Here is a 14,102-nt window from a genome sequence, read left to right on the forward strand (position 1 = left end):
CGAACCGGTGACCGAAACCACCACATTCCAAGGGTTGACCCGAGACCCGAGTTCCTTCCAGTTTTCTGGGATCAGAGCATCGGCAGTTCGTTGATTCCGGATCGTCGACGCGCTCCGACGTGATTACCCCTTTCGCAAAAAGCACCCCGTCCACCTTCACCGCCATCGGCGCGATGCGCGATCCGGCAAACCTTCCTCATGCCCCGGTAACGGGCCGAGTTCATTCCAGCCTGACCGGTCGTCCGCTATTGACGGGTGATGGCCTCGAAGCGCTTCCTGATCTCGGCCTCCAGTTGCGAGGCCGGGATCGAGCCCGGCTTGAGGTCGCCAGAAATCACCAGCCGTATGGTTTTGACTTCCTCGTAGATGCTGTCATCGGGCTTGTTGGCACCGTCGAACTGCAGCTTCAGCATCGCCGTGTCGCCGGCCTCGTTCATCTCGATCGTCACGACGATCCGCAGATTATCCTCCGGCACCGTGTGTTCGAGACGCACCGACCGCTCGTTGACCGGCATGAACAACGGTATCCTCCGGATGTTCTTTTGCGCATCGGCACCCATTTCGCCGATTGGCGTCAGCCGATAGCCGGAACCTTCCGGCACCAGCGTGAAGCTCATCGGCACGCCCTGTTCGAGAATGTTGAGAACCGAGGAAATGATGCTCAGCACCGCTTCGGCGATCGACGACGCGATCCCGCCGATCACGGTCTCGTCCTTGCCTTCGGCCTTCGCCTCTGCCTTGGCGCGCTCGGCGGCCCTTTGGAAGAGTGCTACGATGGAGTGGGCATTCATCGCGCTTCCGTTGACATAGATCTCCGTCAGCCGAATTTCGCCGGCCCAAGGCTGAGTGAGACCTGCCGCTGCCGGCTGCTGCGCGCCGCCGAGCGCCGCGATGGCCGTGTCGATCCGCGCGGCAAAGGCGCTGCATTGCGTGTTGCCGCGCGCGCTTTGCATCAGCGCCAGTGCTTCCTCACTGTTGCCTTGAGCATGCGCGGCTCGCGCCTGCTCCCACAAAGCGTTGGTGCGGTTTTCGCGCTCCAGCGCCGCGTCGTAGTCGGCGCTGAGCGCCGCAGATGACGGATGGCCGGCCTCCACGAGCTGGGCAATTCTGTCCCTCGCCGCCTCGAACTGGCAGGCGGCGATCGCTGCCCGGGCTTCCGCCACGAGACTGTCACCCGAAACACCGCGAATGGCGGCAATCGCCGCGTCAATGTTCACCCGGAAGCTGTCGCAGGCGGTGTTGGCCCGCGCGGCGTCCAGCACCTTGAGCGCATTTTCCGTGTCGCCCGACTGGTAGAGTGCCTGGGCGCGCTCATACTCCGCCTTGGTCCGGGTCTCGCGATCGACCGCTGACTGATAGCTGCCGGCAAGCTCGCCATAGCGCGGATGACCGGTCATCCGGGTCAGCAACTCGCGTGCTTCGGCAAACCGGCACTGCGCGATCGCCGCAGCGGCCGCCGCGGCAAGGTCGTCGCCCCGTCCCTCGGTGAGCGCGCTCTCGCCGAGATCGAGACAGTGTTTTGCATCCGCGGCCGCCGCCTCCGCTGCCTCCGCGAAAATCTCGGCGACGTCGGCGCTGGCGCGTGCAGCGCTTGCTTTGGTTTCGAGCAGGTCCTTCGGTGAGGCACCATCGGATTGCCGGGCAAGCGCATCGATGCCGGGTGCGATATCCTGCAGTACGGATCCCGGGTCCTGCCTGGTGAGATCGTCGGACGCCCTCTCCAGTTCGCCGAGACAGGCCGCAAGCTCGGCGGCAATCGCCTTGATCGCTGCCAGCAAACGGTCGGCTTCGGCTTTCGCGACGCCGGGATCGTCGGCCAGATGCGCCAGGCCGGTCGCCGCTGCATGCGCGGTCTCGGCGCGCGGGACAAGTTCGTCGACCGCCGCCTTGCTCTCGCGAAGCGCCGCGATGTGGTCCGGCAATTGGCCGCGCAGGACCTCGATCTCACCGGCCAGCGTCTTGGCTTCGGAAAGCCGCCCGGGCAGCCGCTCCGCTGCCTCGACGGCAGGTAGGCTCTTGCCAACCAGATCCTCAAGCGTCTGCGCTGCCTTCACGGATGAACCGTGCAACCGGCCGGCTTCGCGCGCCTTCAACCCGGCGTCGGTGACAGCGCTTCGGATTTCGGTCAGCATCCGCCGCTGTTTCGCCTCGTCTGTTTCGGCGCGCAACTCGGAGGCCTTGTTGCAGGCGGCAAGTGCGGAGGTCTCCGCGTCCTGCTTTGCGCTGACCACCTTCTCCGCGGCCGCTTCGGCTTCAGTGAGAAGCCGGCCGGCATCGGCAACACCGCGGTCGAGCGCCGCGATCTGAGGCTTGAGCCTCTCGTAGTCCTGCTTCAGCGCAGTGAGCCGGGTGTCGAGATCGGTCGCCTTGGCCTTGATGGTGGCGACGGCGGTGCGAGCTTCGCTGCAGGCCGTGCGACCGCCTGTGGCAGCCTGCGCGGCCTGGCCCTGCAGGCCGCGCAGCGCATCAAGCATTTCGCCGAAGTCGCCGTCGGCTTCGAACGGCATGAACAGGTTGACGGCAAAGGAACGCAGGAACGGCAGGGCTGCACCCTCGAGCCCGAGATGGCGCGCATCGATGCCCGCCGGTTCCGAGACCACGTCGCCGGCCCTGGCCTGCGGCTGCAGCGACACGCCGGTCGAGCGCGTCACGATCCGCGCAGTGAAACGACCCATCCCGTCGGCAGCCGAAACCCGGCAGCCGAAACCCGGCACCCCGGCATCTCGGCGCCTTCGGAGACACTGAGTGTGATGGCGGCGGAAGCGCATTTCTCGCATGCTGAATCAGATCTCGCCTTGTCGAGCAGCTGCCCCTCGACGCGCACCAGCGACAGGAACTTCAACCCCTCCCAGACAGTGTGGTAGCGCTGGTAGGCCTCCGTGCGTCCGCTCCCTGCCCACGAGGCATGCGACTGGATGAAACCGAGCGCATAGGAGGTCTTGAGCTTCGCCTGGGCGTCGCGATCATCGAGCGGAAAAGCCGACAGCCGCAGCCCGGTTTCAGCCTCGATCAGCCGGGCGAAGGGGTCGTCGCCGCAGCTTTCATCAAGACGCAGATGGTCGCGCAACTCGCCGATCCGGCGGACGATGGCGTCGATCACCGCGTCGGCTTCCGCGACAAGTCCCGGCAGGCCGGGCGACGGCCGGTGCCCCGGCAGGTCGGCGAGATAGTGCTCCGGCCCGTAGGGTGTGTTGTAAACGGCGACGATCGTCTTCATGTCGGCGTCCTTGCCGACATATTCCGCAAAACCGATGGCCGCGGCCTCGCGGATGAAATCGCGAACCCGGCGCAGGCCGGCTTCGCCGCCACCGCCCTCACGCCCCTTCACGAACGCGTCCGTCGCCCAGAAATAAAGCTGGTTGGTATCGTTCGGATCGGTCTGAACATAGATGTCGCTGAGCAGCGGCGCCTTTTCATCGAGCGGGCAGGCCTGCACGCCGTCGCCGACCAGCGCCGCCAGCGCTTTTGACCGGTCATTGAGCAGCGTGTGCGTGTCGGCGCCGATGCAGAAACCTTCGCGGGCGCGGATCAGCTGTTCGAGTTCGTTGGCGCGCGCCAGCACTTCCTTGGCCATCTGGCCATAGGCCTCGATCAACGTGCCCATCAGCGAAACGCCGGGAACATTGGTGTCGGACAGATAGCCGCCGAACTTCTCCATCAGCGTGAACATGCCTTCGAGCCGGCCGGAATAGGTCTCGGCCGTGAACGCACCGTGGATCGTGCGCGCCGTATCGATGATGTTGTAGTTCTTGTCGAGAAGGTCGAACTGCCCTTCATAGTGCTTGAGCCTCTCGATGCCTTCGCCCGACAGGCCGTGCTTGATCAGAATGTCGGTATAGGGCGTTTCCGGTGCCGCCTCCTGGAGGTCGTCATAAGCCTTGTCGAGGGCTTCGAGCTTCTTCCTGCCTGACTCCCAGAGCGCCCGAAGCCCGTCGACGATCTCGCGCGAGCTGTCGTTCTGGTAGCGCTCCAGCGCTTGCATGACGAGCGGCAGATGCTCCGTCATGTAGAAATTGACATAGGTCGCCAACTCCTGATCGGGATGCTGCAGCCACTCCTGGAAATGCTCCTCCGGCTTGATCCTTGCCTTGTCGGCTTCCGGCAGGCTGTCATAGACCGCAAGGCTCAGCCATTTCAGGAAGCCGTCATAGATCGGTGCGACACGTGATTGGAGTTCGGTTTCCAGATCATCGCGCAGCTGGTCGGCGCGTGCCTTGATGCTGTCGACGATCGAGGTGCGCACCCGCTCGCAGGCCGCGTAGTAGACAGGCTCGTAGGAGATCGTGACCTTGCCTATGGTCGCGGTCTTGTCGCGGCCAGCCTTGGCGATCTCGCGGCACGGATCGGGATGGTATTCGACGATCAGAACCGGTTCGGCCAAAGCGGAAACAGCGCCGGCGGCGAGCATCAGGAGGACAACGAGGATGCCGCCGGCGTGTCTCATTGCCCCGGCAGCCGCAACTGATCGCTATCGGGCATGCCGAGATCACCGAACGGATCGCCCGCACCCACAGGCGGTTGGGTCGGTGGCGTGACAGTGTGAGGCGGCGCGATGTCAGGCTTCGTTTCAAGGGGCGCTGCCGCCACGGGCGGAACCGGGAGCGGAGTCGTCTGCTCGGCCGCGAGCTCGTTCTCGTACGCGAAGTCCGGCCACACATTGTCGAAGCAGGTGTCATCATATCGGCTGCCCGAATAGATGTCGCCGATCACCAGGCGCACCCAGCGGAACGCGCCAACGTCCGGCAATGGCAACAGCACCGGCTCCGGCTGGTCAGGCAGCATGACCGAGGTCGAAAGCCCGGTATCGGTCGTCACGTGGAAGATCCGGACGCGGGCATTCTCGAAATAGGATTTCTCCGACTTCCCGTAGCCATTGGCGATGATCAGCCGGCGGAACGGTGCACCATTGTCGATGCGCAGCGTGATCGCCTCGCCGATACCCGGCCCGCGCACGCCCTCGCACCAGGCCAGATGCTGGCCGTCTTCGTCTCCGACGAGATTGTCCGGCCCGTAACGCCACTTGCCGCTTGGTTTCAGCATCGAGGAGACGCAATAATGGATAGCATCGTAAAACTGCCTGGCCCCCTCGGTCCAGCAGGTTTCGGAAGCAGAGGCCGGCGTCGGCCCGAGCGCCAAGCCTGTTAAAACGGCAAAAGGCAAGGCCGCACGAAACATCTTCATACCCTCAGGCTCCCTCTTCTTTTGGTCGAGCGCGCAAAAGATAGCAGCGGAGAAGGCTGGACATGATGATATCGATCAATTCATGAGGACCGGCCCAGTGAGGCTGGCCCGCCGGACCTGCTCGACGGCGTGGTTCCAACGTCTGCAAGGTCCTGGGTCATATCTGGCCGATGCGGCGAAGCCGGAATTGCCCACCGGTCGCCTCACTTCACCGGCGTCGGTTCGACCGATCAGATAACCACGGTCACATGGGCCGGGTCGTCGTCAACCAGGATTCTAAGCCCGTTTGCCGCTGGAACATCGGTGAATTCCGCGATCCGGACAAACCCGGCGGCACCCGCGGTTCCATCCACGTCGACTTCCAGGAAAGCCCCGTTTATCTTCACGTAGTCCGCAACATGGCCGGCGACTGTTTCATCTCCGAGCAGGGCCGAGAGATCCACGACATCGCCTTCGGCAAAATCGTAATCGGCGATCAGATCACGAATGTTTGCGCCTGCATCGGCCAGGGCATCCGCATCGAATACAAAGGTGTCGGCCCCATCTCCGCCCATCAAGATATCACTGCCAGCGCCTCCATTGAGGAGATCGCCACCGGCGCCTCCGAGAAGCACATTGTCACCCGCGTCGCCTGTTATCGGAAGCTCGTCCGCACCGTTGACGGTGATCGTCACGATGGGAGAACTCACTCCGCCATTGCCGTCAGAGATGGTATATGTGAACGTGTCAGTCGTGGTTTCCCCAGCGCCTAATGCCTGCAATTCTGCAGAACCGATCGCATTGTAGGTAATTTCTCCGGTACCGGCATTGTAGGACACGCTTGCCCCCTTCGTGCTCGCCGAAACCGAGAGAATATGATCAGGTGCATTCGTGTCGTTGGCGAGAAGCCAGCTTTCCGAAAATGTGAAGGCCGCATCCTCGGTGATCGCCGCATAGGTGTGACCGTTGAGTCCGCCGGCTTCGGCCATGTAACCGATCGTGGGCAACCCGCTGTTGCTGGCGTCGACGTCGTTCCAGTTGTCGGACAAGTCCGTGGCGAGGTAATTCTCCGCACTTCCATATCCGGACACATTGCCCGGATTGGCCGGGGACCAATTGGTGAAGGCACCGTTCTGGGCTGCACCGCCGGCTCCGCCGATCCAGAAAACCTGCCCGGCTTCCGGTCCGGTCACCCATTGCCAGGTGCCTTCCGCGCTCGCGTCAGAGCCGCCCAGATGAGTCCGGCCGGTCGCCAGCGTATCGATCAAGGCATCTTCGGCTGCACTGGTGATGGTCGCCAGATAGGATTGCCCGGCAATCTCGCCCGCAGCGGCAGTCACCGCACCGGACCAGGAATGGTTGGTGGAGACATACTTGTAGATGTGGCCATTGTCCGCGAGCCAGGTCCAGCCAACCGGGATCGGATCTATGAAGTCGCTTGCGGCGATAGCCGGGGGAACATCCGCTTCAGCGGTCACATCGACCACGCTCGTCGCCGAGACAGTGCCTCCATCACCATCGGTCACCGTGATCGTCAGTGCGCGCGATGCGGTCGGCGTATCCGAAGCATTGGCATAGGTCAGGTTCTCGATGAGGGCATCGACTGCCGCCGCAGTAGCGCTCGAATTGAAAGTCACAACCAGATTGTTGGCGCCGGAGCCCCCGGCGAATGTTCCGATCACCGCTCCACCGTACAGGACATTGGCGCCGCTGAGAGTGATGTTGCCTGCGCCCGCACCCTGATCGTTGATGCCGATCGTATCCTCTCCGCTGACGAAACCGGAAACCGTCAGAGTGCCTGTGTCGAGATTGCCGGCATCAACATCCGCGAAGTCGACGTCTGCATCGATCAGTTGCGGCGCGCTATTGACGGTGTTTTCGAGGAAGGTCACCCCGTCCAGCCCCGTCAAAGTTGGGTCGTCATTGACCCCGGTGAGGGTCACGTCGATGTCCTCGCTCACCGTCCCGCCATTGCCGTCATCGATCGTGACGGTATAGGTCTGGGTGACAGTCTCGCCCGCCGCCAGGTGCTGGATGTCGGCATCCGCGACATTGAACGTCCAGTCCACCGTGCCAAGCGAACCGCCGCTCGATTCGGTGCTTACCGCAGCAGCGAATATCCCAAGATAACCGGCAGCCGACGGCACGAAGGAAACCGTGTGCGTTTCCCCGACATCAGCATCGGTAAAACTGATGGTGCCGCCTGTGGTTTCCGTTCCCGGCTGTTGTACCACCGAAACATCATCCAGAAAGGTGTAATTGACATTGTTGACCACCGCAAAGACCAAAGTGGAGCTGCTTGAAGTTGCGGTAAACGTGTAGCTGAACTCGGTGTAGTTTGAGGCCGATCCGCCATAGGGCATGTCGATTACTGAGCCCACCGTCGCACCATCCCATGTGACCAGCACCGAATTGTCGGCAGGAAGACCGCTCCCTTTGTTCTGTGCCCAGAAACCGATCGTGTAGGTCGCTCCGGCCACGGTGTTGAAGGTCTGGCTGTAGGTCACCGGGATATCGTGCGAATAAACACTCCATCCCCCGGCTGCAGATCCACCTGAATGAACATTGGGGGCGTAGCTGGATACAAAGACATTGCCGGAGTTGGTCACGACCCATCCGCTTGTGCCGGTTTCGAAGCCGCCATTGGTGATCAGGTTCGTGGCTCCTGCAAAGGAAGCGTCTTCGGTCACCCCGCCGTCGGTGTGCGCCGTAATAACCGGTGCATCGTTGCCATTGTCGATCGCCAGTTCGAATGTATCGGAGACTGAAAGGCCGCCGGTGTCGGTAGCGGTGACGATCACATCGAGGGTCGCGCCAGCATCGCCAACGGAAGGCGGCGTTCCGGTCAGTCGTCCGGTGGTGGCGTCGATCGACAGCCACGCCGGAAGTGGTGCACCGCCGTTCAATGTCGCCGAATAGCTCAGGACATCGCCTGGATCGATATCGGCGAAGGAACCCGACACATCAATGTCCACGGCGATGTTGGAGAACACCGTCGCGTCGGCGATGCCGGTCACCAGAACCGGTGCATCGTTTACGCTCTCGACCGTCAGGCTGACGGTGTCGGTTTCGGAAGAATAGGCAGTTTCGCCTCCTACGCTGCCGGGCGCCAGTATCTTGTCCACCGGACTCGCTACACCATCCCAGGCACGGAAGGTGATTGCCTGATCGACGGTGCCCACGAAATCTGCATTGGGTGCGAAATAGAGCTGGTCCTGGGCCCTCAGGTTCAGCACCTGGCCGGGCGCCAGATTGGCATTGAACCAATACGGACTGCCATCCGGGGCATCGAACCCGTCCAAATGATAGTACCAGACGCCATGGCTCGTATCGAAGGCAGTGATCGACATGCCGGGTGCGAAGGTATTTCCGTCCACATCGTTGACATTTCCGATGCTGCCACCCGGAGCGCTGACCAGCGTTGAGACAAGCGTGCCGACATTGCCGGACGGCAGGGCGGCATCCTCGGCCTGAGTCATCGTAGGAGAGGCCGCAACATCAAGCACCGGCGCGTCGTTGCTGCCGGTCACCTCGACCTGAAGCGTACCGGTCGAGACATCCGAACCATCTCCATGGAGCCGGTAGTTGATGTCGATCTTCGCGGTTTCGCCACGCCGCATGCTCTGCCATGCGCTGGAATTCAGTTCCACTTGGATCTGGTTGTTGACATCGACGGTGATAGTGAAGAATCCCGACGCCAACGGGTCGAGAACTCCGCCACTGGCAACCCCGGGAACCCCGTAGCCCCGGATCGTACCCAGGCTGATGCTGTTGGCGCTCCCCGCATCCACGTCCAGTCTGTCGTTGCCAAGCACGTCGAACACCCTGGCCACGGTTTCGTCTTCGTTGATCTTGAACTCCGGAAGCGAGCCGTTCGGATTGTCGTTGCTTGCGACCGGCAGATCGTTGGTGCCCTGGATGGTGAAAACCAGCGACTGGGCGGCGGATGTTGCCGTGCCGTCAGAGACAACAACGTCATAGCTGACTGTCAGAACTTGTCCTGCAGCGAGGAAATCGAGATCGGCGGCGGCCGGATCCCAGCTGTAGCCGATGCCGGCAGCACCACCATTGGAAACGGTTGTTCCGAGGCTGAGCGCGCCGGTTCCAAGTGCCGCCATCAATGCGCTCATCTGCGCCGGCGACAGCGTGCCGCCGCTCCAACTGATCACCGGCGTGCCGGCCTGCGCGGTGAGTGTATTGCCGGCATCAGCATCGGAGACTGAAAATGTACCGGTGACCGCCTCGATATCCTGCACGGATGCATCGACGGCCTCGGCAATGGTCGCTGGTTGCGTGATTGGCGAAATCACTGGCGCGTCGTTGCTGCCATTGATGGTGATGGTGACATCCTGCGCAACGGTGCCCCCGTTTCCGTCTGCAACATGCACGGTATAGGTCAAGCCAAGGCTTTCACCTTCCGCGAGATAATCGAAAGCGTCAGAACCCGCATCAAAGGACCAGTTGACCGTTCCGGAGTTCGACAGACCGTCGATAACGACGCCCGAATTGGGCCCGAACATGGCCAGCAGCGCCGCCGTATCCGGCGTAGCTGCGTTGGCACCGGTTCCCGATGTCGCGACCGTCACCCTGGTGATCGTCACGACATCGCTGACATCCACATCGGCGACATCGAACGATCCGGTGGTCGACAATGCGGCATCGGTTTCTGTGAGGACTTCCGAAACATCGGTCTGGACCGCGATCACCGGCTGGTCGTTGGTGCCGGTGACCGTCACCGCGATAACCTTGGTGACCGTATCGCCGTCACCGTCCTCCACCGTGAAGGGGATCTCCATCAGCAGGGATTCGCCTTCCGCCAGGGCATCGAACGCTGTCCCCGGCGTGATGCTGACATCGTAACCGGTTGCGGTCTGCACCAGGCTGAGGCCGGGCGTGCCCGGCACCACACCCGCAGGCAGGTTGGAATAGGTCGGCGTTCCAAGGGTGACTGTCACATCGTCGGCACCGGAAATGTAGGCATCGCCGGGATCGAGATCCGCTCCGTCCCCTTCGACAAGAGAGATGAGCGTGGCCGTGTTCTCTTCCATCGCTGCCGTTACGTTCACCGCATCGGGTGCATCGTCGTTGATGGTGACGGTGAACGTGTTCGAAGCGGTTTCGCCGACGCTGTTGGTCGCCGTCACGGTGAAATCCAGCGGCATGCTGTCCCCGTCGCCGGGACCAATATGATCGAGATTGCCGCGAAGTTCGAAGGTATACGCCACCTTGAATCCGCCGGAGCCGTCGGCAACTACCTCGACCTTGAGAACGAAGATGATCTCGCCGGTCCGAAAATCGAAGCCTGAAAGTGTCTGTGAGCCTGCGCTCGGCCGCGTCAACAACGAGTAGCCCAACTGCTGGCCATCGGAGCTCAGGAGGATGAGCCCCCCGGCAGGATCGAGCGGAATGGCGCCGGAGGTCTTGAGCCGGGCGGACAGGCCGACGGAACTGTAGTCATTGAAATTAAGGCCGACATCGCCCGTGAAGATCAGCGCGTCGCTGTTGCCATTTGTCAGGTCTGCCTCGTTGACCACGAAGTCGTCAGCCGCGCTGACCGTCGGCGCATCGCTGGTGCCGGTCACAGTGACCACCACGTTCTGCGTGACGGTACCGCCATTGCCGTCGTCGATGGTCACCACATAGGTCAATTCGACGCTGTCGCCGTCGCCGAGGAAATCGACGACTGAGTTGGCGACCTGGTAGGTCCAGCCGGTCGAACCTACGCCTGTCGTGTTGGAAAAGTTCGACAGGGCCGCATCGTCAAGCGTGAAACCCGCCTTCAGCGCCGCAATCTGTGCGTCCGTCGGCGTGTAGCCATGGGCAAATGACATGTTCGTGACCGTGCCGCCGTCATGGCTGGCCTCGGGATCGTCCGACAGGTCGACATCCAGAAAGCTGATGATACCGGTCGCAGCGGCCGGATCGGGATCGACGCCGCCCACGACGTCGGCCGTCTCCTCGACTGACCCCGTCTGCGCGCCCGACGTGATCACCGGTCGGTCATTGCGCCCGGTGATGGTCACGGAAACGGTGGAGGTGGTGGTGCTGTTGGCTTCGCCTTCATTGTCGTCAAGAGTGACCGTGTACTCAAGCGTCACCTGCTCGCCAACCGCCAGGTAGTCGAATGCTCGGTCGACCGCACTGAAGCTCCACGACACGGATCCGAATTGCGCATTCATCGCCTTGGAGACAGAGCTGATGGAGACCGCATTTTCGATCAGCGCGGTATCAAGGCCGGTTGTCACTCCGGTGGCGCCTGCAAACTCCGCGTCCGCGCTGTGACCGACATCGTCCCGGTCCGCGTCATAAAACAGCATGGTGCCGTTGTGTGTTTCCAGCGAGTCTGAACCGGTCTGGTTGCGGTTCTCGCGCCCGGACGCTGTGGCCGCAAACAGGATTTCCGGTCGGTCATTGGTGCCGGCTATCGTGATCGGCACCTGCTGGGTGGTCACTCCGCCATCGCCATCCCTCAGTTCCACCGTGTAGGTCAGTGTCACCGACTGTCCCTTCGCCAGGTAATCAAACGTCAGGTCAGCAGCGGAAAACCTGTAGTCGATCGTGCCATCGGCGGTCCCGGCAGGCTTTGCAACGCCGTCGATACTCAGGAAAGCGCGCAAAACGCTGTCAGGTAGGGGAAATCCGAGGATAGACAACCCATCGGCCTCGCCCGAGCGGCTGACCGCGCCGACCACGCTGGCGCTGTGCCCAGTATCTGACAGGTCGACATCGGTGAATGTCATTTGACCGAATGCCGTGACGGACGAAAGCGAGAGCGTCGAATCGACGAGTTCAGAGGTCGAGGCGCCTGTCGTGACATCAATGACCGGCACATCATTGGTACCGGTGACGGTGACCACGATCTGGCTTACGGACGAGGCGGCATTTCCGGTTCCGCTGTCATCCTGGACCGTCACGTCATAGGTGATGGTCAGCGTCTCGCCGGCCGACAGGAAGTCGAGCGCGGTATCGGCGACCGTGTAGGTCCAGTCAGCCGTGTCAGCGCCCTGGTTGACCGCATCAATAACCAGTGCTCCCGGATCAGTCGCCGGGTAGGCGCCGCCCGACCATACTGCCGAGACAAAGTTCTGGCTGGCCGTGTGCGTGTCGGTCAGGTCGACATCGGACAGAACGATCTGCCCCGTTGCCGTCAGCGGCGTTGCAGCACCCGTCGTGTCGGTCTGCTCGGTGAGCGTGTCGACAAGAACCGACGTCCCCTCGATCACCGGCTGGTCATTGGTGCCCGTCACCGTGATCGTCACCGTCTGGGTGGCCGTGAAGATGCCGTCATTGATCTGCACATCGAAGGACAGGGTGATGACTTCGCCCGCGGCAAGGAAATCCACCGCGGCGTTGCCGACGGCATAGGTCCAGGCGATCGATCCGCCTGCGGCCGTTGTCGATTCGACGGTGATGCCGCCCGGCGTGTCCAGGCTGAAGCCGGCGAGCAGCGCATCGAGTTGCGCGGCGGTCAAGGTGCCGCCATTGCCGAGCACCTGCGATACAACCGTGCGCGCAGCCACTTCGGCATTGCGTGTCTCGCCGAAATCCGGATCGAAGAATGTGATCGAGCCCGTGGCCGCAACCGGATCGGCATCGATGCCGCCCGGATTGTCGACCGATTCCACGATCCCGCCGGTCGAAACGCCGCCTGCAAACGACGAGGCAATGTTGCCAGGGTCAACGATCTCGCCAGTTGCGGCAGCATCGTCGCCGCCGTCTGCATCATCGGTCAGCAAACCCAGCACCTGCTGCTGGCCGTCGATTATGGTGGCGCCGCTGGAATCTTCCAGTTCACCCCCCGAGCCAGTCGGCGCTTGCGGCGTAACCGAAAGCGTGTTGTTCGGACCTGCCGCGACATTGAAGCCGCTGGTTTCCAGCGCCGCAACCAGCACCTCCTGCGGCACCTCGATGTCGCCGATGACGAAGGTCGGCACATTCAGCGCACCGCCGATGATCCGGATCTGCGAGCCGTCCGGCTGGATCAGCAGCAGGTCGTCGCCATCGAGCTGGATATTCTCGATGCTGGCGCTGGCCGCCAGCGTCACCCGGTTTTCCGCATCGGGAACGATCACGCTGACCCCCGGAGTGCCACCGGAAGCTTCACTGCCCGATGCGGTTCCGGAACCGGTGTCTGCCTGAGCCATCAGGACCACATCCAGACCGCCGTCGGCCTCTGCGTTTTCGATAATGGTTTCCGAATTATCAAGGCGGCTTGTCTTAGACATAATTAAAATCCTGAATGGCAATTACACCCTGTTAACCAGTTAGTATCTCTTAAACAATTTCATAAAAGCGGATTGGAATAACATTTTATGCCATAACCGGGAAAATCAGTGAATGGTTAACGGAAAACCATAATTATTTATGTTTTTAGCGATATATAATTTAGTATTTCTTAATTTATCCCTCCGATTCCGACATCTCGGCTTATCGCCTCCTGCGGGAATTCATTCAATTTCTATTGAATTAGATATTCATTTATTGTCTTTGTTTATTTTCAAGATCTTATATTTGCTCGAATAGACTTCTCCCATCAAACGGGGAAGGCAAAGCAAATGTATAGCCAAGTAAAAAAGGCGATCGTTCGCACCAATACTACTCTTGCAATCTCACTGCTTTGCGCGTCTGCCGCACTGGCCAATGTCTACGAGATCGGCGGCACAAAACCCCAGGCCTTGGACCTGCCAGTCACATCCTCCATCTTCCAAAAAGCCAAATCCCCGGTTGCGCAATGGCTTGTTCAGGCCCACCCAGCCACAACCCTCCGCCTCACGCGTGCAGGCCTCGCTCCCATAGGTCCTGACCTGGGTACGGCTGGCCTGTCCTCGGCATCTCTTGAGCTTCCCTCACTCACCGCACAGACCACCCGCGACCCGATCATCACCGCCTCGATCCCGGCGGCAGCCGCTCCCGCCGGCGGCGCCGTCACCCGGGCCGCCAAA

At 61.6% G+C, this 14,102-nt stretch carries 5 protein-coding genes; 1 reads left to right on the forward strand and 4 read right to left on the reverse strand.

Translation table 11 applies throughout. From position 1 onward, the window contains the following. Positions 1-245: 245 nt before the first annotated feature. From O4H62_RS16460 to O4H62_RS16475, 4 genes are all read right to left on the reverse strand, one after another. The gene (locus O4H62_RS16460; RefSeq protein ID WP_269389448.1) at positions 246-2,675 is read right to left on the reverse strand and encodes a hypothetical protein; all 2,430 of its coding nucleotides are present in this window, start codon (positions 2,673-2,675) and stop codon (positions 246-248) included. Continuing rightward, entirely contained in the window at positions 2,648-4,444 is a 1,797-nt protein-coding gene (locus O4H62_RS16465) for a hypothetical protein (protein WP_269389450.1), read from the reverse strand. Before O4H62_RS16465 ends, O4H62_RS16460 begins: the two co-directional genes overlap by 28 nt. Then, positions 4,441-5,181 (reverse strand): NADase-type glycan-binding domain-containing protein, encoded by a 741-nt coding sequence (locus tag O4H62_RS16470; protein WP_269389452.1) that lies wholly within the window; start codon positions 5,179-5,181, stop codon positions 4,441-4,443. The genes O4H62_RS16465 and O4H62_RS16470 overlap by 4 nt, the downstream gene beginning before the upstream one ends. 230 nt (positions 5,182-5,411) lie before the next feature. Continuing rightward, positions 5,412-13,385, reverse strand: coding sequence for a beta strand repeat-containing protein (locus O4H62_RS16475; RefSeq protein ID WP_269389454.1), 7,974 nt, complete (start codon positions 13,383-13,385; stop codon positions 5,412-5,414). Positions 13,386-13,715: 330 nt separating this feature from the next. On the opposite strand from O4H62_RS16475, the gene O4H62_RS16480 reads away from it, so the two are divergent. Beyond that, the coding region (locus tag O4H62_RS16480; protein ID WP_269389456.1) for a hypothetical protein at positions 13,716-14,102 on the forward strand (387 nt) is incomplete at its 3' end.

The organism is Parahoeflea alexandrii (assembly GCF_027214025.1).
Taxonomy (GTDB): Bacteria; Pseudomonadota; Alphaproteobacteria; order Rhizobiales; family Rhizobiaceae; genus Hoeflea; species Hoeflea alexandrii_A.